The 20,553-nt window shown below is 71.5% G+C and carries 20 protein-coding genes; 10 read left to right on the top strand and 10 right to left on the bottom strand.

What is annotated here, in order from left to right; translation table 11 throughout:
• Positions 1 to 42: 42 nt before the first annotated feature.
• The 4 genes from tilS to folE all read left to right on the top strand — a co-directional run bounded on the left by tilS (position 43) and on the right by folE (position 4,735).
• The gene (tilS, locus tag ACGFZQ_RS42790) at positions 43 to 1,137 is read left to right on the top strand and encodes a tRNA lysidine(34) synthetase TilS (protein WP_393844980.1); all 1,095 of its coding nucleotides are present in this window, start codon (positions 43 to 45) and stop codon (positions 1,135 to 1,137) included.
• Between the two features lie 49 nt (positions 1,138 to 1,186).
• Positions 1,187 to 1,747 (top strand): hypoxanthine phosphoribosyltransferase, encoded by a 561-nt coding sequence (gene hpt / locus ACGFZQ_RS42785; RefSeq protein ID WP_351747268.1) that lies wholly within the window; start codon positions 1,187 to 1,189, stop codon positions 1,745 to 1,747.
• A gap of 207 nt (positions 1,748 to 1,954) precedes the next feature.
• Positions 1,955 to 3,994, top strand: a complete 2,040-nt coding sequence (ftsH, locus tag ACGFZQ_RS42780; RefSeq protein ID WP_382533902.1) for an ATP-dependent zinc metalloprotease FtsH — start codon at positions 1,955 to 1,957, stop codon at positions 3,992 to 3,994.
• Between the two features lie 135 nt (positions 3,995 to 4,129).
• Positions 4,130 to 4,735 (top strand): GTP cyclohydrolase I FolE, encoded by a 606-nt coding sequence (gene folE, locus ACGFZQ_RS42775; protein ID WP_351712118.1) that lies wholly within the window; start codon positions 4,130 to 4,132, stop codon positions 4,733 to 4,735.
• Positions 4,736 to 4,752: 17 nt separating this feature from the next.
• Here folE and ACGFZQ_RS42770 read toward each other — a convergent pair whose 3' ends face one another.
• The 6 genes from ACGFZQ_RS42770 to ACGFZQ_RS42745 all read right to left on the bottom strand — a co-directional run bounded on the left by ACGFZQ_RS42770 (position 4,753) and on the right by ACGFZQ_RS42745 (position 9,913).
• Positions 4,753 to 5,241 (bottom strand): DUF3180 domain-containing protein, encoded by a 489-nt coding sequence (locus ACGFZQ_RS42770; protein ID WP_382533900.1) that lies wholly within the window; start codon positions 5,239 to 5,241, stop codon positions 4,753 to 4,755.
• Between the two features lie 51 nt (positions 5,242 to 5,292).
• On the bottom strand, positions 5,293 to 5,904 hold the full coding sequence (gene folK / locus ACGFZQ_RS42765; protein ID WP_351712122.1) for a 2-amino-4-hydroxy-6-hydroxymethyldihydropteridine diphosphokinase: 612 nt from the start codon (positions 5,902 to 5,904) through the stop codon (positions 5,293 to 5,295).
• Positions 5,901 to 6,260 carry a dihydroneopterin aldolase gene (folB, locus tag ACGFZQ_RS42760; RefSeq protein ID WP_351748877.1) on the bottom strand — a complete coding sequence of 120 codons (360 nt, stop codon included), beginning with the start codon at positions 6,258 to 6,260 and terminating at the stop codon, positions 5,901 to 5,903. The genes folK and folB overlap by 4 nt, the downstream gene beginning before the upstream one ends.
• A gap of 257 nt (positions 6,261 to 6,517) precedes the next feature.
• Positions 6,518 to 7,021, bottom strand: a complete 504-nt coding sequence (locus tag ACGFZQ_RS42755; protein WP_382533895.1) for a nuclear transport factor 2 family protein — start codon at positions 7,019 to 7,021, stop codon at positions 6,518 to 6,520.
• The gene (gene folP, locus ACGFZQ_RS42750) at positions 7,018 to 7,989 is read right to left on the bottom strand and encodes a dihydropteroate synthase (protein WP_393844979.1); all 972 of its coding nucleotides are present in this window, start codon (positions 7,987 to 7,989) and stop codon (positions 7,018 to 7,020) included. Before folP ends, ACGFZQ_RS42755 begins: the two co-directional genes overlap by 4 nt.
• A gap of 112 nt (positions 7,990 to 8,101) precedes the next feature.
• On the bottom strand, positions 8,102 to 9,913 hold the full coding sequence (locus ACGFZQ_RS42745) for a phosphatidylglycerol lysyltransferase domain-containing protein (RefSeq protein ID WP_393844978.1): 1,812 nt from the start codon (positions 9,911 to 9,913) through the stop codon (positions 8,102 to 8,104).
• Between the two features lie 224 nt (positions 9,914 to 10,137).
• Here ACGFZQ_RS42745 and ACGFZQ_RS42740 point away from each other — a divergent pair, with 224 nt between their 5' ends.
• A complete protein-coding gene (locus ACGFZQ_RS42740) occupies positions 10,138 to 11,265 on the top strand; it encodes an alpha/beta hydrolase (RefSeq protein ID WP_393844977.1) in 1,128 nt (375 codons plus the stop codon).
• 97 nt (positions 11,266 to 11,362) lie between these two features.
• Positions 11,363 to 12,556 carry a hypothetical protein gene (locus tag ACGFZQ_RS42735; RefSeq protein WP_393844976.1) on the top strand — a complete coding sequence of 398 codons (1,194 nt, stop codon included), beginning with the start codon at positions 11,363 to 11,365 and terminating at the stop codon, positions 12,554 to 12,556.
• Positions 12,557 to 12,774: 218 nt separating this feature from the next.
• On the opposite strand, the gene ACGFZQ_RS42730 is transcribed toward ACGFZQ_RS42735, so the two are convergent.
• Positions 12,775 to 14,103 carry a PH domain-containing protein gene (locus tag ACGFZQ_RS42730; protein WP_351748868.1) on the bottom strand — a complete coding sequence of 443 codons (1,329 nt, stop codon included), beginning with the start codon at positions 14,101 to 14,103 and terminating at the stop codon, positions 12,775 to 12,777.
• Positions 14,100 to 14,603 (bottom strand): PH domain-containing protein, encoded by a 504-nt coding sequence (locus tag ACGFZQ_RS42725; protein WP_393844975.1) that lies wholly within the window; start codon positions 14,601 to 14,603, stop codon positions 14,100 to 14,102. The genes ACGFZQ_RS42730 and ACGFZQ_RS42725 overlap by 4 nt, the downstream gene beginning before the upstream one ends.
• Positions 14,604 to 14,634: 31 nt before the next feature.
• Between ACGFZQ_RS42725 and ACGFZQ_RS42720 the strand changes: the two genes are divergently transcribed.
• Positions 14,635 to 15,786, top strand: a complete 1,152-nt coding sequence (locus ACGFZQ_RS42720; RefSeq protein WP_393844974.1) for an NADH-quinone oxidoreductase subunit D — start codon at positions 14,635 to 14,637, stop codon at positions 15,784 to 15,786.
• A 113-nt stretch (positions 15,787 to 15,899) separates the two neighbouring features.
• Here the strand turns inward: ACGFZQ_RS42720 and ACGFZQ_RS42715 are convergent, their stop codons facing one another.
• Complete coding sequence (locus ACGFZQ_RS42715; protein WP_393844973.1) at positions 15,900 to 16,922, bottom strand: SAM-dependent methyltransferase; 1,023 nt, start codon at positions 16,920 to 16,922, stop codon at positions 15,900 to 15,902.
• 118 nt (positions 16,923 to 17,040) lie between these two features.
• On the opposite strand from ACGFZQ_RS42715, the gene ACGFZQ_RS42710 reads away from it, so the two are divergent.
• Entirely contained in the window at positions 17,041 to 18,246 is a 1,206-nt protein-coding gene (locus ACGFZQ_RS42710) for a sensor histidine kinase (RefSeq protein ID WP_393844972.1), read from the top strand.
• Between the two features lie 84 nt (positions 18,247 to 18,330).
• A complete protein-coding gene (locus tag ACGFZQ_RS42705; RefSeq protein WP_382533874.1) occupies positions 18,331 to 19,005 on the top strand; it encodes a response regulator in 675 nt (224 codons plus the stop codon).
• Between the two features lie 39 nt (positions 19,006 to 19,044).
• On the opposite strand, the gene ACGFZQ_RS42700 is transcribed toward ACGFZQ_RS42705, so the two are convergent.
• Positions 19,045 to 20,142 (bottom strand): DUF5937 family protein, encoded by a 1,098-nt coding sequence (locus ACGFZQ_RS42700; protein WP_393844971.1) that lies wholly within the window; start codon positions 20,140 to 20,142, stop codon positions 19,045 to 19,047.
• Positions 20,143 to 20,242: 100 nt separating this feature from the next.
• Between ACGFZQ_RS42700 and ACGFZQ_RS42695 the strand changes: the two genes are divergently transcribed.
• Entirely contained in the window at positions 20,243 to 20,458 is a 216-nt protein-coding gene (locus tag ACGFZQ_RS42695; protein WP_393844970.1) for a hypothetical protein, read from the top strand.
• Positions 20,459 to 20,553 lie beyond the last annotated feature (95 nt).

Genomic DNA, 20,553 nt, shown 5'->3' with positions numbered 1-20,553 from the left:
TCTCGGGTTCACCCCCCGAAAACTTCATGAAGGGAACCGGACATGGGTCCCCATCCTGCGGTCGCGGCGATACGCCTGGCGGTCCGCCGCGTCCTCCACGACATCCTCACCGACACCAGCCGATGCAGCCGTACCACCGGTGAACGCGCCGGTGGGCGCATCGTCGCGCGCCTCACGCGCCCCGTCGGAGACATCCCGGAACAGTCACCGAACGAGCGGCCCCCCTCCCCGCTCGTCCTCGTGGCCTGCTCCGGTGGCGCCGACTCGATGGCGCTCGCCTCCGCCCTCGCCTTCGAGGCCCCCAAGCTCGGCGTCCGCGCGGGCGGCATCACCGTCGACCACGGCCTGCAGCCCGGCTCCGACCTGCGGGCCGAGGAAGTCGTCCTACGGCTGCGCGAACTCGGCCTGGAGCCGGCCGAGTCGATCACCGTGACCGTCGGCCGTGACGGCGGGCCCGAGGCAGCCGCCCGGGACGCCCGCTACGCCGCCCTGGACGCCGCCGCCGAGCGGCACGGCGCCACCGCGGTCCTGCTCGGCCACACCAGAGACGACCAGGCCGAAACCGTCCTGCTCGGCCTCGCCCGCGGCTCGGGCATCCGCTCCCTGTCCGGAATGGCCGCGGTCTCGGGGGCCGACGGCCGTTACCGCCGCCCGTTCCTCCAGCTGGACCGGCAGACCGCCCGCAAGGCCTGCCTGGTCCAGTCCCTGCCGGTCTGGGACGACCCGCACAACGCGGACCCGGCCTACACCCGCTCCCGGCTCCGCCACGAGGGCCTGCCCGCGCTGGAGAAAGCCCTGGGCAAGGGCGTCGTCGAGGCCCTCGCCCGTACCGCCCAGCTCTCCCGCGACGACGCCGACGCCCTGGACACCTGGGCCAGCCAGGCCGAGGCCTCGGTCCGGGACGCCGCGGGTCTGCTGGAGTGCGCCAAGCTCTACGCCCTGCCGCCCGCCGTCCGCCGCCGGATCCTGCGCCGCGCGGCCATCGAGGCGGGCGCACCGGCCGGTTCGCTCTTCGCCCGGCACATCGAGGAAGTCGACCGGCTGATCACCGGCTGGCGCGGTCAGGGAGCCATCAATCTCCCCGGCAAGGTCGTGGCCCAGCGCCAGGGTGGCAGACTGGTGATCCGGCAAGGCTGATTCCGTACCCCCCGGGGTCCGGGCTCCGCCGGTGGGACGACCGAAAGTGATGCGGGTGGACGCGAAAGACATGGGTGCCGATCTCCAGCGGGTACTCATCACCAAGGAAGAGATCGACGCGAAGCTGGCCGAGCTGGCCGCGAAGATCGACGCGGAGTACGCGGGCAAGGACCTGCTCATCGTCGGCGTCCTCAAGGGCGCCGTGATGGTCATGGCGGACCTCGCCCGGGCGCTGTCCACCCCTGTCACCATGGACTGGATGGCCGTGTCGTCCTACGGCGCGGGCACCCAGTCCTCCGGTGTGGTGCGGATCCTCAAGGACCTCGACACCGACATCAAGGGCCGGCACGTCCTGATCGTCGAGGACATCATCGACTCCGGACTGACCCTGTCCTGGCTGATCAACAACCTCGGCTCCCGCGAGCCCGAGACCCTGAAGATCTGCACCCTGCTGCGCAAGCCGGACGCGGCCAAGGTGGCCATCGACGTCGAGTGGGTCGGGTTCGACATTCCCAACGAGTTCGTCGTCGGCTACGGCCTCGACTACGCCGAGAAGTACCGCAATCTTCCGTTCGTCGGTACGCTCGCGCCTCACGTCTACGGCGGCTGAACCCCGGCTGAGACGCCGAGGGGTCCACTTGCGTAAGACGATCGGGAACCCCAGCGGGTTTCGCGCCGTTGGAGCATGCAGAGACGGGTTTACCAGTCGTCCGAGTCGCTCCGTGCGGCTTCGGGCACTCATGCTGGGGTACCGTCAGAAGAACTGTCTTATCAAACTCACTATGGCAGGAGGGACGGGGCGACACGCTCCGTATGGATGGACGTGAAGCGATACTTCCGTGGGCCGGTCATGTGGATCGTGCTGGCCGTCCTTGCCGTGGTCGTGTTGATGCAGGTTGTCGGCTCGTCCGGCGGCTACAAGACGGTAGACACCGGCCAAGTCGTGGCGGCGATCAACAACAACAAGGTGGAATCGGCGAAGCTGACCACCGGTGACGAGCAGACCATCAAGGTCACGCTCAAGAACGGCGAGAAGGTCGACGGCAGCTCGAAGATCCAGGCGAGCTACATCGGCGACCAGGGCGTGACCATCGCCAACACCCTGCAGACCAAATTCCAGGACAAGCAAATCCCCGACGGTTACACCGTCGCGCCGACCAAGCAGAACGCTTTTGTCGGTGTCCTGCTCTCCCTGCTCCCCTTCGTCCTCATCGTGGTCGTCTTCCTGTTCCTGATGAATCAGATGCAGGGCGGCGGCTCCCGGGTCATGAACTTCGGCAAGTCCAAGGCGAAGCTCATCACCAAGGACACCCCGAAGACGACGTTCGCGGACGTCGCGGGCTGTGACGAGGCCGTCGAGGAGCTCCACGAGATCAAGGAGTTCCTCCAGGAGCCGGCCAAGTTCCAGGCGGTCGGCGCCAAGATCCCCAAGGGCGTGCTCCTCTACGGCCGTCCCGGCACCGGCAAGACGCTGCTCGCGCGTGCCGTCGCCGGCGAGGCGGGGGTGCCCTTCTACTCGATCTCCGGTTCCGACTTCGTCGAGATGTTCGTCGGTGTCGGTGCCTCCCGGGTCCGCGACCTCTTCGAGCAGGCCAAGGCGAACGCCCCGGCGATCGTCTTCGTCGACGAGATCGACGCGGTCGGCCGCCATCGCGGCGCCGGCCTCGGCGGCGGTCACGACGAGCGCGAGCAGACCCTGAACCAGCTGCTCGTCGAGATGGACGGCTTCGACGTCAAGGGCGGTGTGATTCTCATCGCCGCGACGAACCGGCCCGACATCCTCGACCCGGCGCTGCTGCGCCCGGGCCGTTTCGACCGCCAGATCGCGGTCGACCCGCCGGACCTGCTGGGCCGTCTGGAGATCCTCAAGGTCCACCAGAAGGGCAAGCCGGTCGCGCCCGACGTCGACCTCGCGGCGGTCGCCCGCCGCACGCCGGGCTTCACCGGCGCGGACCTGTCGAACGTGCTGAACGAGGCGGCGCTGCTCACGGCCCGCAGCGACCGCAAGCTCATCGACAACCAGATGCTCGACGAGGCGATCGACCGCGTGGTCGCGGGCCCGCAGAAGCGGACCCGGATCATGTCGGACAAGGAGAAGAAGATCACCGCGTACCACGAGGGCGGCCACGCCCTGGTCGCGGCGGCCTGCCCGAACTCCGACCCGGTCCACAAGGTCACGATCTTGTCCCGCGGCCGTGCCCTCGGCTACACGATGGTCCTGCCGGACGAGGACAAGTACTCGACCACGCGCAACGAGATGCTCGACCAGCTCGCCTACATGATGGGCGGCCGCGCGGCCGAGGAACTGGTCTTCCACGACCCGACCACCGGTGCGGCGAACGACATCGAGAAGGCCACGGCCACCGCCCGCGCGATGGTCACGCAGTACGGCATGACCGAGCGTCTCGGCGCGATCAAGTTCGGCGGCGACAACACCGAGCCCTTCCTCGGCCGTGAGATGTCCCACCAGCGCGACTACTCGGAAGAGGTCGCCGCCCTGGTGGACGAGGAAGTGAAGAAGCTCATCGAGAACGCGCACAACGAAGCCTGGGAGATCCTGGTCGAGAACCGCGACGTCCTCGACAACCTGGTGCTCCAGCTCCTGGAGAAGGAGACCCTGGGCAAGGAGGAGATCGCCGAGATCTTCGCGGCACTCCACAAGCGGCCCGCGCGGCCCGCGTGGACCGGCTCCTCCCGCCGTACGCCGTCCACCCGTCCGCCGGTGCTCTCCCCGAGGGAGCTCGCACTGACCAACGGGGCGAACGGCGCGACGCCGGCGATCAGCACCGCGAAGTCCACGGCGGCCGAGTCCGCCCCGGCGGTCGAGAAGGCCCCGGAGGACCGTCCCGAGAGCTGACTCACACCGGTCTCGCCCGGCTCGGAATGGATGCCGCGCCCCTCAGGATCTAGCCTGGGGGGCGCGGCTTTTCGGTATGCCCGCAGATGAGGCGCGTGACCCACAGGCGCCCGCCCTAAGGAACGAGGCACCCAGATGACCGACCCCGTGACCCTGGACGGCGAGGGCACCATCGGTGAATTCGACGAGAAACGCGCCGAGAACGCCGTACGCGAACTCCTGATCGCGGTAGGCGAGGACCCCGACCGTGAAGGGCTACGGGAGACTCCGGCGCGGGTGGCGCGGGCGTACCGAGAGTTGCTGGCCGGGAACTACCAGCAGCCCGAAGAGGTCCTGACGACGACCTTCGATCTTGGTCACGACGAGATGGTCCTGGTCAAGGACATCGAGATCGTCAGCCTGTGCGAGCACCACATGCTGCCGTTCCACGGCGTCGCCCATGTCGGCTACATCCCGGCGGAGACCGGCAAGATCACGGGCTTGTCCAAGCTCGCGCGTCTGGTCGAGGTGTTCGCCCGTCGTCTGCAGGTGCAGGAACGTCTCACTACCCAGGTCGCCGACTCCCTGATGCGGATCCTGGAGGCCCGGGGTGTGATCGTCGTCGTCGAGGCGGAGCACATGTGCATGTCGGTCCGTGGGATCCGCAAACCGGGGGCCAAGACGACGACCTCGGCGGTCCGCGGCCAGCTCAGGGACGCCACGACCCGCGCCGAGGCGATGAGCCTGATACTGGCGCGCTGACCTTCCCCGGGCGGGGCTCAGGCGACCGGCTCGGCCCCGCTGTGGTGGTTGTCGTCGTCCTCCGGGAGCTTGCACACCCGCTCCAGGAACATCGCCGCCGCTATGACACCGATGCCGGCGACCACCGAGAAGGCCGCGTAGAGGGCCTGGTCGCGGCGGGCGGGGAGGTCGAGGAGCTCCAGCAGGAAGACGCCCGTGCCGCCGTACATGCCGGCGACCAGGGCCGCGACCAGGGCGCTGGCCTGGCCGAAGACGACCGAGCGGGCGGCCATCAGCGGGTCGACGCCCTTGGCGCCCGGGCGGCGCTCGCGCTGGGCCCGGAGGCGGGCGCGCAGCGAGAGCGCCGTGGCGAGCAGGACCACGGCGATCAGGGCGAGGACGATCGGGGCGGCCACCGGCACGCTGGGCAGGGTCCCCACCGAGTTCCACAGGCGGGCCCCCGCCCAGGACAGCACCCCGGCCACGACGAACACGCCGGCCAGCACCCTGATCCGCAGCTCTTTCACTGTGTTCCTTCAGCTCCCCCCGCAGCGATGTGGTCGTGTCGACCTTAACGACTACTCGGGCAGTCGGAGTTCCAGGTCCGCACGTGCTTCCACACCGTGCCGGGTGACGACCGCCAGCAAGTCGGCGATCGTGCCGCGGCCGGGCAGCTGTGCCTCGGGGTCGACGTCGTACCAGGGCGCCAGCACGAAGGCGCGCTCGTGGGCCCGCGGGTGCGGGAGGGTCAGCTGCGGATCGTCGGAGACGACGTCCGCGTACGCGACGATGTCGACGTCCAGGGTGCGCGGGCCCCAGTGCTCGTCCCGCACCCGGTTGAACGCCTCCTCCACCGCGTGCGCCCGCTCCAGCAGCGAGGACGGCGGGAGGGTGGTCTTCAGCACCACGATCGCGTTGTAGTACGTCGGCTGGCTGCCGGGCTCGACGCCCCACGGCTCCGTCTCGTACACCGGCGACACGGCCTTGATGCGGACGCCGGGGGTGTCCTCCAGGGCGTCGATGGCGCCCTGCAGGGTCTCCAGGCGGTTGCCGAGATTGGAGCCGAGGGCGACCACGGCGCGTTTGGGGTTGGAGAGGGTGGTGTCGGCGGCGTCGACCTGCTCGACGACGGAGGCGGGCACCGGCTGAACGGTCGGGTCGCTGGGACCCCGCAGAGAGGATGCGGTCATACTCGGCTCCGGGTGATGGTGACGGTGACGTCGTCGAAGGGGACGGTGATGGGCGCGTCCGGCTTGTGGACCTGGACCTCGACCTCTCTTACCCCCTCGTGCTTGAGGCAGACCTGTGCGATCCGCTCGGCGAGCGTCTCGATCAGGTTCACCGGCTCCCCCTCGACCACGGCGACGACCTCTTCGGCCACCACGCCGTAGTGCACGGTCTTCGTCAGGTCGTCGTCGGCCGCCGCAGGCCGGGTGTCCAGGCCAAGGACGACGTCCACGAGGAAGGTCTGGCCCTCCTCGCGCTCCTTGGGGAAGACACCGTGGTGCCCGCGGGCCTTCAGGCCGCGCAGCGCGACACGATCCACGCGAATCACTCCTGCAATCGTCGGTAACGGCGAGGTCGCATCATGTGCGGGCGATCGACCGGCCTCAGACGAATCTACCTGCGGGCACTGACAGAGCCGGGTCACGGGGCGGCGGCCCGCGCCGGGGTCGCCAGGGTTCATCGCGCGTTTTCCCTGGAGAACCCGGCGGCTCACGGGCCGGTAGCCGGACCTACCGGCGAGTTCGTGATTCCAGCCACTTCTTGCGCCATGCGGACCGCGCGGGCCGGCACGGTCGCTCAGGAGGGCGTGTCGTCGTCCTCGTCCTCGTCGGTCTCGGACAGCACCGGGGAGGCGTGGTGGGACCAGAGCTTCCAGCCGTCCGGGGTGCGCCGGAACACGTTCGTGGCGACGACCAGCTGACCTACCAGCGGGCCGAGCTCCTGCCCGCCCGTGGGGGCCGGGCCGCCGCTGAGGATGTTCTCCGTGCAGGTCACCAGGGCGGTGTCGCCGGTGACGGAGACATGCACATCGGTGAGGAAGAACTGGATGTAGTCGGTGTTCGCCATGATCAGCGCGTACGACCGCAGGACCTCGCCGCGGCCGGTCAGCACCGGCCAGCCCGGGTGCACGCAGGAGACCACGCCGGTGTCCGCCGGATCGTGGTACTCCTCGTCGACGCCCAGGTCGGCGGGGGTGAGCCAGAGACCGGACACCGCTTCGAAGTCGGCGCGCTCCAGGGCCTCGTAGAAGGCGGTGTTGGCGGCCTCGACCTGCTCGACGTCCGTGTGGGGGGCGCTCACCGGGCTCCCTCTGCGCGGCGGGGAGGGTTCTGCGAGGAGTGCGCGGGCTGCGAGGCCGGTGAGGCGTGCGCGGGCTGTGAGGCGTGCGCGCCCGGCGTGTCCGGTCCCGTGTGCGCCCTCTCTATTGCGCGTGCCACCCGAACCGCGTCCGCCGTGGCGCGCACCTCGTGCACGCGCACCGCCCACGCGCCCGCGTGCGCCGCGAGCGCGGAGACGGCGGCCGTCGCCGCGTCGCGCTCCCTGGCCGGCGGGGGCGCCCCCTCGGGCCCGGCCAGGACCCGGCCGAGGAACCGCTTGCGGGAGGCGGCGACGAGTACCGGGTGCCCGAGGGCGTGCAGCCGGTCGAGGTGGGCCAGGAGGGTCAGGTCGTGCCCGGAGTCCTTGGAGAAGCCGAGGCCGGGGTCGACGACGATGCGGTCGGGGGAGATGCCGCCGGCCAGGACGGCGTCCACGCGCGCGTGCAGTTCGTCGAGGACTTCGGCGACGACGTCGTCGTACACGCCCCGGACGTTGCCGCCCTCCAGGAAGCCGCGCCAGTGCATGACGACGAAGGGGGCGCCCGACTCGGCGACGACGGGGATCATGTCGGGGTCGGCGAGACCGCCGCTGACGTCGTTGACGAGGGCCGCGCCGGCCGCGAGGGCCTGCTGGGCGACACGGGCGCGCATGGTGTCGACGGAGACGACGACGCCCTCGGCGGCGAGGCCGCGGACGACGGGGATGACACGGCGCAGCTCCTCGTCCTCGTCGACACGGGTGGCGCCGGGGCGGGTGGACTCACCGCCGACGTCGACGAGGTCGGCGCCCTCGGCGACGAGGTCGAGGCCGTGCTTGACGGCGATCGTCGTGTCGAACCAGCGGCCGCCGTCGGAGAAGGAGTCGGGGGTGACGTTCACGACCCCCATGACCGCGCACCGGTCCCATGCCGGAAGCCCTGCCACCTGGCCACGTCCGCTGTGGTTGCTCATACGTTCAGCGTAGGCCCAGGAAACGGCGGCTCCGGCGTGTGGCCTTCGGGTGGGCCCGAGCGGAGCCCGCGGGCTGGAGGGGGAGGGGCGTCCGCTCGGGCCGGTCATGGGGTCATGCCGCTCGTATGCCCTGTTCGGCGACGCCGTGGGCACAGGGGCGGGCGGCCGGGGTGCCGTGGCGCAGGAAGCGCGGCAGCGGGAGGGCGAGGTTGACGAAGCCCTCGGCCTGCATGGCGGCGAGGCCGATCCGCGGGAGGTCGCCGGAGGCCCGGTAGACCACGAAGCGCGGCTCCCAGCGCGGCTGGAACTTGGCGTTGAACTTGTACAGCGACTCGATCTGGAACCAGCGCGACAGGAAGACCAGCAGTCCGCGCCAGGCGCGCAGCACCGGGCCCGCGCCGATCTTCTCGCCCCGCGCGAGCGCCGAACGGAACATCGCGAAGTTGAGCGAGACCCGGGTGATGCCGAGCTTCGGGGCGGCCTGGAGGGCGGCCACGATGAGCAGCTCGTTCATCCCGGGGTCGGCCGCGCGGTCGCGGCGCATCAGGTCGAGGGAGACGCCGTCGGTGCCCCAGGGCACGAAGTGCAGGATCGCCTTGAGGTCGCCGTAGGGACCGGGTGTCCCGTCGGCCTTGTGAGCGGTGGCGATCAGGCAGTCGCCGTCGGCGGGGTCGCCGATGCGGCCCAGGGCCATCGAGAAGCCGCGCTCGGTGTCGGTGCCGCGCCAGTCCTCCGCCGCCCGGCGGATACGGTCCAGCTCGGCCTCGCCGAGGTCACGGATGCGCCGCACCCGGGTTTCGTAGCCGGCCCGCTCGATGCGCTTGACCATCTGGCGCACGTTGCGCATCGCGCGTCCGGCGAGCGAGAAATCCGCTACGTCCACCACCGCCTCGTCGCCCAGTTCGAGGGCGTCCAGGCCGGTCTCCCGGGTCCACACCTCGCCGCCCGTCTCCGAGCAGCCCATCACGGCGGGGGTCCAGGAGTGGGCCTTGGCCTCGTCCATGAAGCGTTCGATGGCACCGGGCCAGGCCTCGACGTCGCCGATCGGGTCGCCGCTGGCGAGCATCACGCCGGAGACCACGCGGTAGGTGACCGCCGCCTTGCCGCTGGGTGAGAAGACCACCGCCTTGTCGCGGCGGAGCGCGAAGTGGCCGAGGGAGTCGCGGGCGCCGTGTTTCTCCAGGAGGGCGCGCAGGCAGGCCTCGTCCTCCGCGGTGAGATGCGCGGCCGGGTGCTCGGGGCGGAAGGCGAGGTAGATGGTGGTGATCGCGGTGATCAGGCCGAGCGCGCCGAGCGAGAAGGCGACCGTCCAGGAGGTCGATCCCTCGTAGTCGACGGGGCCTTCGAAGCCGAACAGGCCGTACAGGACGTGTGTGATGCGGTCGGCCAGGCTCGGGTCGCCGATCGTGCGCTTCGGGTGGGCGCTGACGATGACCAGGCCGAGGGCGAGCGAACCGGCGCTCATGAGTACGAAGTTGGCGAGTGCGCGCCACCGGCTGCGCGGGTCCGGCAGTGCCTTGAACTCGTCGCGGTGGAGCACCAGGGGCACGAACAGCGCCAGCGAGACCAGGGCACCGATGACCGAGTGCCGGTACACGAACTGCGACACCGCGCCGGCCGGCAGGAGCGCGACCGCGGCCCGCCACGCCCGGCGCTTGCGCCGCTTGAGCCCGTGCGCGAGCAGCAGCAACAGCACGCCGACGCTGAGCGAGAGCGCGGCGGCGAACGGCCCCAGCGACCCGGGCAGCACCTCGGCCATGGCGTGCATACGGCTGTGCCGGAAGCGCGGGAAAACACCCGCGGCGATGTCCAGGACGCCCACGACCGCGCACGCCCTGCCGACCAGAGCGGGGACCGCCTCAGGGCGCGGACCACGGACTATGCGCCGCGCCCGGCTTGATCGGCTCGGAACCTCGCCCGACATTTCCCCATCTATCCTGACAGACATCGCATCCCGTAGTTCTGCGAGAGACCTTGGATCCGGGCCCGATTCGGGCATCCGGCGACATTGCGCCCTCTAGGACGGTGTCTCGGGGGGAGAGGTTCACTCCCCACCGGAAAGCCGGGTCAAAGGCCAAGGAAAGCCCAGGGCAAGCCTCGTTGAAAGCGGCGGGCGCCACGGGGGAAAGCGCAGGCAGGAAGCACCTCATGGGACTTACGAGCGATAAGACGCTGGCATTGACGATCTTGTTCGCGGTACTGCTGTTCGTCGGCACGGTGTGGCTGTGGCCCCGGCTGGCCAGACGGAACTGGCGGGCCGTCAGCGGACGCGTCGGCCTTCTGCTGGTCACTCAGGTCGCGCTTTTCGCCTGTCTCGGGATAGCGGTCAACCAGGCCTTCGGTTTCTATGCGAGCTGGGCCGACCTGCTCGGCAGGGAGACCGATCAGGGCGTCGTCGTCGACCATGTGGCGGGCGGCGCGGGCCGCGGCCCGGTACAGGTGGTCTCCACGTCCCAGGTGCACGGGGTGAGCGGCTCCGGGCCGCGCGCGACCGGGCAGGTGCAGAAGGTCGACATCGTCGGCCGTACGACGCACATGGCCACGCCCGCGTACGTGTACCTGCCGCCGGAGTACTTCCAGCCGCAGTACCGCGCACGCACGTTCCCCGTGACGGTCGTCCTCACCGGCTACCCGGGCACCGCGCGGTCACTGGTGGACAAGCTGCACTACCCGCGTACGGCGCAGAAGCTGGCCAGGGACGGGCGGATGCGGCCGATGATCCTGGTGATGCTGCGGCCGACGGTCGCGCCGCCCCGGGACACCGAGTGCGTCGACGTCCCGCGCGGTCCGCAGGCCGAGACCTTCTTCGCCAAGGACCTGCCTGACGCCGTGCACGCGCACTACAGGGTCGGCAGGGGGCCGGGCAGCTGGGGGATCATCGGCGACTCGACCGGCGGCTACTGCGCGCTCAAGCTCGCGATGCACCACCCCGGCGTGTACGCGGCCGGCGCGGGCCTCTCCGCGTACTACAAGGCGCCCGTCGACCCGACGACCGGTGATCTCTTCAAGGGCGACGGAAGACTCCGCGACCGCGCGAACCTCTGGTGGCTCCTCGGGCACGAACCCGCTCCGAACACGTCCCTGCTGGTCACCAGCAGCAAAATCGGAGAAACCAACTACAAGGACACGCTGAAATTCATCGCGCGCGTGCAGGCCACGAACCTGACCCGGATCTCGTCGATCATCCTCGACAGCGGCGGCCACAACTTCAACACCTGGCGCCGCGAGATCCCCGCGACGCTCCAGTGGATCAGCGGCCGATTGAGCGACCGCTGAGCGCGGTCCCTGGCGGCGCCGTGCGAAGACTTCGTTGTCGCTGTGTTTTTACGGCCCGGGGCACCACGATTCGCCTACGCGCGGTAAGTTTCTGGCCATGCCACGTGGACGTCACCGTCATTCCCCGCCTTTGCACAGGCTGTTGCCTCCTTCGGCGATCGCCGGTGTCTCCCTCGTCTGCGCTCTGGGCCCCTGGTTGTTCTCCCAACAGACGGTGCTGCGCACGCTGGCCGCGATAGCCGCGGCGACCGCGGCCGTCGGTGCCGCCGTCATGCGCCGCTGGGACAGCGAGGCGGGCAAGCAGGTGGCCGACCTGTCACGCGCGCGTGCGAGTGACGAGTGGCGCCACGAGGAGCGGATCGCCGAGCTGGAGACCGACCTCGAGGAGTCGCGGGAGCTGCGCTCCAAGCTGGAGCAGCGGCTGCGCGCGAAGCGGTCGGAGCTGGCGGGACTGCGCAACGAGCATGCGTCCCTGCTGCGCCGCTACGCCACGGCCGAGACCGAGCGCGCGAGCGCCCTGGAAGGCCGCCGCCTGCTGGAGATCGAGGCCACCGCGCCGTCGAACGCGCTGCCTGCCGCCCGGACCGCCGAAGAGGCGGAGGGGACCGTGGCGGGTGTCGAGGAAGGTGCGGAGCTGGAGGTCGAGGAGACGACTCCCGCGGTCTTCTCACCGGAGGGTTCCAAGCTGTTCCTGCGGGCCAAGGTGGCATTGGCCCGCTTCGACCAGGGCGACGCCCCGGCGGCGGAGGCCGACACCGACACCGGCACCGAGGGCGCGACGGAGACGGCCGCCGCACCCGAGGCGCCGAAGAGCGAGTCCGCACCGGAGGACGAGGAACAGGGGCAGCCCGAGGCGGTCGACGGGCATACGCGCGCGGCCGCCGTCACCACCGCCGAGCCGGCGGACACCACCCCGGCGCCGGCGGAGCAGGACGCCCCCACCACGACGGCACCGTCCGCCAAATCCGTCAAGCCCACGGGGCACTTCACGGTGCCGACCGCGGTGGCCGTGCTGCCGGCCGCACCCATCCCGCGTCCGCTGGTCACCGGCGGGTTCGACTTCTTCGGCACCCAGAAGGGCTCGTCGGCCGGCGGGCTGGAGTCGATGCACAACGAGGACCTCGCGGACGTCGTCGGCCAGGAGGCGCTCGCGCTCCACAAGGCGGAGTCCGAGGCCGAGTTCAAGCCCGCCGACCCGGAGACCCGGGGTGTCGGCCAGGTCATCGACCTGACCGCGCACGACGAGACCGAGCAGATCAACATCGGGGGCCTGCGCAGCGCCGCCTCCTGAACACCACCGGAAACCCGCGCCGATCCTGAGCCGGGGCACCCACCGGGTGCCCCGGCTCAGGCGTTCCTCGGCCCGTCCTCGGCCCGTCCTCGGCCGGTCCCCGCCCGTCCTCGGCCGGTCCCCGCCCGTCCTCGGCCGGTCCCCGCCCGTCGTCGGCCCGTCCTCGCCCGTCGTCGGGCCTCCGCGCCGCCCTCGGGCGCCGTGCTCGGGCGCCGTGCTCAGGCCATCCAGCGGTCCGGGCGCGCCGACCGGCGCCCCGTCCGGGACCGCTCGGCCTGCTCCCGCAGCAATGACGCGGCCGCCTCCGCATCCCGCAGACGGGCCGTCACGGTCTTGTCGGCCCCCGTGTCCACATGAACGTCCGCGAGCCGCCACAGCCGCTCCCAGGGCCCCTGCGTCAGCCGCACGCTCTGGACCTTGGCGTGCGGGACCAGCGCCAGGCGCCGGCGCAGCAGCCCGTGCCGTGCGGCGAACACCGTGTCCGTGACCGCGAGCCCGTACCCGCGCCACCACAACGGCACGCACCAGCCGGCCCGCCGGGGCGGCCGCGGCAGCTCACCGGGCACCGTCACACCGGGCAGCACGCGCGCGACGACCGACTCGGCGACCGCACGCGGGGCGACCGGAACCAGCACCGAGTTCGCCGACCCGGCCACGTCCAGCTCCACCCGCACCCAGTGCAGCGGCCGCCACAGCAGCGGCTCCACGATCCGCACGGTCTGCACCCGCCCCGGCGGCACCGTCTCGTGCGTCCGGTCGAGCAGCCCGTGGTCGATACGCAGCCCGTCCGGGGACTCCCCGACCGTCCAGTCGTACTCCCCGACGAACCTCCCCACACTGGTCGTGGCCGCCGCGCCGAGCAGCGGCAGGGCGGTGGCGAGCACCGTCCACACACTGTGCGTGGCCAGCCACAGCACCGGCGGTACGACGAGGGCGGCGGCCAGGGAGCCCCAGGTGGCGCCCGTCAGCACGAGGGAGAGCGCGAGCTTGCCCGGGGGCACGCGCATCAGCTCGTGCGCCGGCGCCTCGCCGACCTCGTGCGCCGTCTCGGGCGCGAATCCGGCGGCGCGCGCCAGCAGTTCCGCGCGGAGCGCACGCGCCTCGCCCTGCCCCAGGAAGGCCAGCTCGTCCTTCTTGTCGGTGCCGACGACATCGATGCGCAGCTTGGCGACGCCCGCCACGCGCGCGAGGAGCGGCTGGGTCACGTCGACGGCCTGGATCCGCTCCAGCCGGATGTGCGCGGTGCGCCGGAAGAACAGGCCGGTGCGTATGCGCAGTTCGCTGTCGGTCACCGCGAAGTAGGTGAACCACCAGCTCAGGAAGCCGTACAGCGCGCCCGCCGTGACCAGGACGGCGAGTCCGGCCAGGAGCATGGTCGTGGTCAGCTTCGTCAGCTGCTCCTGGGCCTGGTTCGGGTCGTGCACCGCCCAGCCGGTGAGCACCGCGACCGGCGCCCACGCCCGCCGGAACGGCGTCACGGGATGCAGCCGCCGCTCGCCCACGGCCTTGACGGGGCGTATGGCGCCGTCCACGCCGGGCGCGGTCACAGGCCCGCCGATCGGGCCTCGCCCAGCTCGGTGAGCCGGTCGCGCAGCCGTTCCGCCTCGGCCGGGTCGAGGCCGGGGATGGCCGCGTCGGTGGCCGCGGCCGCGGTGTGCAGCTGCACGCTCGCCAGGCCGAAGTACCGCTCGACGGGCCCCGAGGTCACCTCGACCAGCTGCATCCGCCCGTACGGCACCACGGTCTCCTCGCGCCACAGCACACCACGGCTGATCAGCAGGTCGTCGGCGCGCTCGGCGTACCGCCAGGAGCGCCAGTTGCGGCCGAGCAGCACCCAGCCCCAAACCGTCGCGGCCAGCGGCAGCAGCGCGAAGGCCGCCCACGCCGGACCCGCGAGCAGACCCGTCAGCAGGCCCACGGCGACCGTGAGCAGCCCCAGCCACACCACCAGCAGCAGCCGGCGCATCCGCAGCAGGCCGGGCGGCAGCCCTGCCCACACCGGTTCGGTCTCCGTCGCCCCGGCGCCGGCCGGGCTCCCCGTCTCCATAAGGTCAGCGTACGTACGAGAGACTGGATCCATGACTCCTACGACGGAGACCACGGTCGGCATCGGCGGCGCCGCGGAGAGCACCGACATGGTGCTCAACATCGGCCCCCAGCATCCCTCCACGCACGGCGTGCTGCGCCTGAAACTCGTGCTGGACGGCGAGCGGATCGTCTCCGCCGAGCCGGTGATCGGCTATATGCACCGTGGCGCGGAGAAGCTCTTCGAGGCGCGCGACTACCGGCAGATCATCATGCTCGCCAACCGCCACGACTGGCTGTCGGCCTTCTCGAACGAGCTGGGCGTCGTCCTCGCCGTCGAGCGCATGCTCGGCATGGAGGTGCCCGTCCGCGCGGTGTGGACGCGCACCCTGCTGGCCGAGCTGAACCGGGTGCTCAACCACCTGATGTTCCTCGGCTCCTACCCGCTGGAGCTGGGTGGGATCACCCCGGTCTTCCACGCGTTCCGCGAGCGCGAGGAGCTCCAGAACGTCATGGAGGAGGTCTCCGGCGGTCGCATGCACTACATGTTCAACCGCGTCGGCGGCCTCAAGGAGGACCTCCCGGCCGACTGGACCGTACGCGCGCGTGCCGCCGTTTCCGCCGTCCGCTCCCGCATGGACGTCTTCGACGGCCTGGTCCTCGGCAACGAGATCTTCCGCGGGCGCACCCGGGGCGTGGGCACCCTCACGCCGGAGGCCGTGCACGCGTACGGCGTGAGCGGGCCCATCGCGCGCGCCTCGGGCGTCGACTTCGACCTGCGCCGCGACGAGCCCTATCTGGCCTACGGCGAACTCCAGGACACCCTCCGGGTGGTCACCCGGACCGAGGGCGACTGCCTGGCCCGCTTCGAGTGCCTCCTGGAGCAGACCCACAACGCCCTGGACCTGGCCGACGCCTGCCTGGACCGGGTCGCCGAGCTGCCGCCGGGACCGATCAACCAGCGGCTCCCCAAGGTCCTCAAGGCGCCCGAGGGCCACACCTACGCCTGGACCGAGAACCCCCTCGGCATCAACGGCTACTACCTCGTCAGCAGGGGCGAGAAGACCCCGTACCGGCTGAAGCTGCGCTCGGCGTCGTTCAACAACATCCAGGCGCTGATGGAGCTGCTGCCGGGGACGCTGGTGGCGGACATGGTCGCGATTCTGGGGTCGATGTTCTTCGTGGTGGGGGACATCGACAAGTAGGGCCGAGTAGGGCCAAGTAGGGCACGGTGCGTGGGGCGTGCGGCGCGGGGTTGCGCGGCGTGGGGTGGTGGGCGCCGGGCGCGTGGCGCGGGGTCGTGCATGCCGGGCGTGTGTCAGAGCAGCGGGTTCTCGATGCCCACCGGCTGCAGGAGCCAGCCGAAGTCGCCGAGGCCGCCGGGGGCGGTGAGTTCGGCGGCCTCGCCGGCGCTCGCGAGGGCGCGTACGTAGGTGGCGGGGTGTGTGGAGGCGAGCGTGAGCGAGGGGCGTGCGCCTATGAGGCCCAGGGCGCGCAGAGCGGAGCGTTGCGTGCAGACGAGCGCTTCGGGGAGGCCGTACGCGGTGTCGAGCGCCGTGCACGCGTCCAGCGCGACGTGCGCCGTGATGTCGCACGACCCGTCCGGGACGGGCGCCGTCGCGCGCCCCTCGCGGAAGCCGGTGAGCGTCCCGAACGGAGGGCGCGTGTCCACGGTGTGCGCGTAGTCCACGGCCACCGCGAGCCCCTCCCGCACACAGGTGACGGCGTCCGCCCAAGCCCGGTCCCGGGGCAGCCCGATCTCCGCGCGCAGCCCCGGCTCGGCGCCCAGCGGCCACCACCGCGCCAGCCATTCCGCGTCCGTGCCCGACACCCGCTCGCCGAGCAGTTCGATGCCGTCACGCCGGACGCGCACCAGCCGGGCCACACCGGCCGAGTCCACCTCGGCGACGTCGACCGGGACGTTGTCGAGCCATTCGTTGGCGAAGAGCAGGCCGGTGACCGTGCGCGGCAGCTCGGTCAGCCAGGTGATGCGGTCGGGCAGGCCGGGCGGGCGGTCGGCGATCTCGACGGCGCAGGCACGCGTGCGTGCCGCCACGTCGGCGGGCAGCGCGGCGAGCACGCCGGTGACGAGCTCGCCCCGGCCGGCGCCCATGTCGACGAAGTCCAGCGTCTCGGGGCGCCCCAGGGCCTCGTCGACCCGGCACAGCAGCCCGGCCACCGCCTCGGCGAACAGCTGCGACGCGTGGACCGACGTACGGAAGTGCCCGGCCGGTCCCTCCGGGCGGCGGTAGAAGCCGCCGGGGCCGTACAAGGCCGCCTCGGTGGCCGCACGCCAGCCACGGGCGTCGTCGGCCGTCTCTCGCGTCGCCTCATCCGTCACCGGGCCAGACTAGGCGCACAGGTGATCACCTTCTCCACCTTGCGGAGTACGTGTGCGGAACAGGGATCGGCCCTCCGGTTGACCCCTGCACCTATCACGCTTCCCTACTCTGGGTTACGTGCAGCGCCTCTATGACTTCCTCCGCAGGAACCCGACATGGGTCGACAGCTTCTGGGCCGTCGTCCTGCTCGGGGTTTCCTGCGTGAGCGTCGTGAATCTCAGCGAGGCGCGCGACCACCACGGTTCGACCGCCGCCATGCTGGCCGTGTCCGTCGTCATGGCTGTGGTGGTCGCACTGCGCCGCCGTCTTCCGGAGCCGATGCTGGTGCTGGCCGCCGCGACCGGCCTGGCCCAGCTGATCCTGAACGTCGAGACGACCGTCGCCAACTTCGCCATGCTGGTGATCGTCTGCACGGTCGCCGCGGTCGGCGAGCGGTGGGCGTCCCGGTTCGCCCTGTACGCGGGGCTGTGCGCGGCGCCGCTGGCGCAGATCCGGTGGCCGCAGGACAGGACGAGTCTCCTGGGGCACCTGGCGATCGTGGTGTTCCAGACGGTGCCGTTCGTGCTCGCCTGGGTGCTCGGCGACTCCATGCGCACCCGCCGCGCCTACTTCGCGCAGCTAGAGGAGCGCGCCGCCCGGCTGGAGAAGGAGCGCGAGGCGCAGGCCAAGGTCGCGGTCGCGGCCGAGCGCGCCCGGATCGCGCGCGAGCTGCACGACGTGGTCGCGCACAACGTGTCGGTGATGGTGGTCCAGGCCGACGGTGCCGCCTACGTCCTCGACGCCGCCCCCGACCAGGCCAAGAAGGCCCTGGAGACGATCTCCTCCACCGGCCGCCAGGCCCTCGCCGAGATGCGCCGCCTGCTGGGCGTGCTGCGCACCGGTGAGCACAAGGAGGTCGGCGAGTACGTTCCGCAGCCCGACGTCGAGCAGATAGACGAGCTCATCGAGCAGTGCCGCAGCTCCGGCCTGCCCGTCGACTTCAAGGTCGAGGGCACCCCGCGCCCGCTGCCCAGCGGCGTCGAGCTGACGGCGTACCGGATCGTGCAGGAGGCGCTCACCAACACCCGCAAGCACGGCGGGCCCAACACGGGCGCCAGCGTGCGGCTGGTCTACTTCGACGACGGACTCGGCCTGCTGGTCGAGGACGACGGCAAGGGCGCCCCGCACGAGATGTACGAGGAGGGCGGCGCGGACGGGCAGGGGCACGGCCTGATCGGCATGCGGGAGCGGGTCGGCATGGTCGGCGGCACCCTCGACGCCGGCCCTCGTCCTGGCGGAGGATTCCGCATCAGTGCTCTGCTGCCGCTCAAACCGGCGCATTGACACGGACGCACGCCCCTGGTTGACACCTGTCACGCCCCCGGGAAAACCGCAACAAGCCGATGAACGGAAACGGAAGAGGACCCGATGACGATCCGCGTGATGCTCGTCGACGACCAGGTGCTGCTGCGCACCGGGTTCCGGATGGTGCTTGCGGCACAGCCGGACATGGAGGTCGTCGCGGAGGCGGGCGACGGCGTCGAGGCCCTCCAGGTGCTGAAGTCCACCGACGTGGACGTCGTGCTGATGGACGTGCGCATGCCCAAGCTGGACGGGGTGGAGACCACCCGCCGCATCTGCTCGGAGCCCGAACCGCCCAAGGTGCTCATCCTGACCACCTTCGACCTCGACGAGTACGCCTTCTCGGGTCTGAAGGCGGGCGCTTCCGGCTTCATGCTCAAGGACGTGCCGCCGGGGGAACTGCTGGCCGCCATCCGCTCCGTGCACAGCGGCGACGCCGTCGTCGCTCCCTCCACCACCCGGCGGCTCCTCGACCGCTTCGCACCGATGCTGCCCTCCGCCAACAAGGAGTCCCAGCACCAGGAGCTGAACCGGCTCACCGACCGCGAGCGCGAGGTCATGGTGCTGGTCGCCCAGGGACTGTCGAACGGCGAGATCGCGAGCCGGCTGGTGCTCTCCGAGGCGACCGTGAAGACCCACGTGGGCCGCATCCTGACCAAGCTCGGGCTGCGCGACCGGGTGCAGGTGGTCGTCCTGGCCTACGAGACGGGGCTGGTCCGCGCGGGCGGCGGGCACGGCTGACCCGCCACGCGCGCGTGACCGGCGTAACGGACCGCGCGGCTAGCGGAGTATCCCTTCCAGGAAGTCGCTGCCGAGGCGGGCGACGACCGTGACGTCCAGCTGGTGCAGTACGTACCGGCCGCGGCGGCGCGTCGTGACCAGGCCCGCCTTCTTGAGCACGCCCAGGTGCCGGGACACCTCGGGTGCCGACAGGCCGTGCACCTGCGCCAGCTCGCTGGTGGTCGCGCTGCGCGCCAGGTACCGGCATAGCCGCATCCGTACGGGATGGGACAGCGCCGCCATCCGCAGCGTGAGCGCCTCCACCGACGCCGGTGCGGCGAGCTCCGGCGAGCCGACCGGATAGTGCAGCACCGGCTGCCAGCCACAGCGGTGCAGCACCATCAGATGCGGCCAGCCCAGGCTCGTGGGCACCAGCAGGAGACCGTCGGCCTCGGCCACGGCATGGCCGTCGGTCAGCTTGTCCACGGTGATCCGCGCGGCCGCCTCGTCGAGCGTCACGACCGGCGAGACCGCCGCGAGCGCCTCGGCCAGCCCCTTGCGGCGCAGCAGCTCCGTCTTGTGCCGGGCGTCGGCCGCCAGCTGGTGGCGCAGCCGCGACCAGGCCTCGTCGAAGAACGCCTCGGCGCAGTCCTCCAGGAACCGGCGCAGCCACGCGCGCACACTCGGCGGATCGTCGAGCAGCCGCTGCGCGAACCGGACCTGCTGCGGACCCCGCGAGGCGGCCACCTCCAGCGCCCTGCGGCGCCCGGCCGGATCCGACAGAAGTGCCGGTGCCCGCGTGTCGTACGAGAGCACGCAGGTGAACTCAAGGGCCGCGTCCACGAACTGTTCGTCCGTCAGCTTGTCCAGCTGGCCGAGCTCCTCGGTCAGCGTGCCGCCCGGGACGGCGCCGGGAACGGCCGCGTACGGCAGGAACAGGTCCGAGAACGTCGACCGCCACAGAAAGTCCGCCTCGCACATCCGGTCGGCCAGATGCGGCTCCATCCGGGCGGTCACGCCGGTCACCCAGCCCTGGAGGCCGGGATGGTGTCCCGGTTCGGACAGCGCGTGCAGCGCCATGCCGAGCTCGGCCAGGGGTGAGGGCACGACGGCGACCCTCTCCGGCCGCAGCCCCGCGATGTCGATACGCACGCTCATGTCCCCATCGTGCACCCCGCCACCGACAACGCCTCCGTCGATTGACGTGCGCCGTCAATCGACGCGACGGCCGCCCGGCGGGGGCGCAGGCTGGGGAGCCATGAGCATCGTCCAGCAGTACTTCCTCGACACGTACCGCGCTCGGCAGCACGGGGAGCCCGCGCCGCCCGCGCCCGGCGCACACGACGTGCGCGTGGCGCGCGTGGCGCGCGAGGCACGCGAGTGCCGGCGTTTCCGCGCCGTCGTCGCGGGGCGGCCGGCGCGGCGGCGGGTTCGGGGGGCTCTGGCGCGGTGGGTGCGCCTGCGCGCGTGGTGAGGGGCGTGCGCCGGTCGCCCACAGGGCTGCCAGGCGCCGTGCGACGGCGGGTGCGGGTCGGCTCTGGTTGCTCGCGCAGTTCCCCGCGCCCCTGA

Source organism: Streptomyces sp. NPDC048254 (genome assembly GCF_043201895.1).
GTDB lineage: Bacteria > Actinomycetota > Actinomycetes > Streptomycetales > Streptomycetaceae > Streptomyces.
This window is presented reverse-complemented; position numbering and strand designations above follow the sequence as displayed.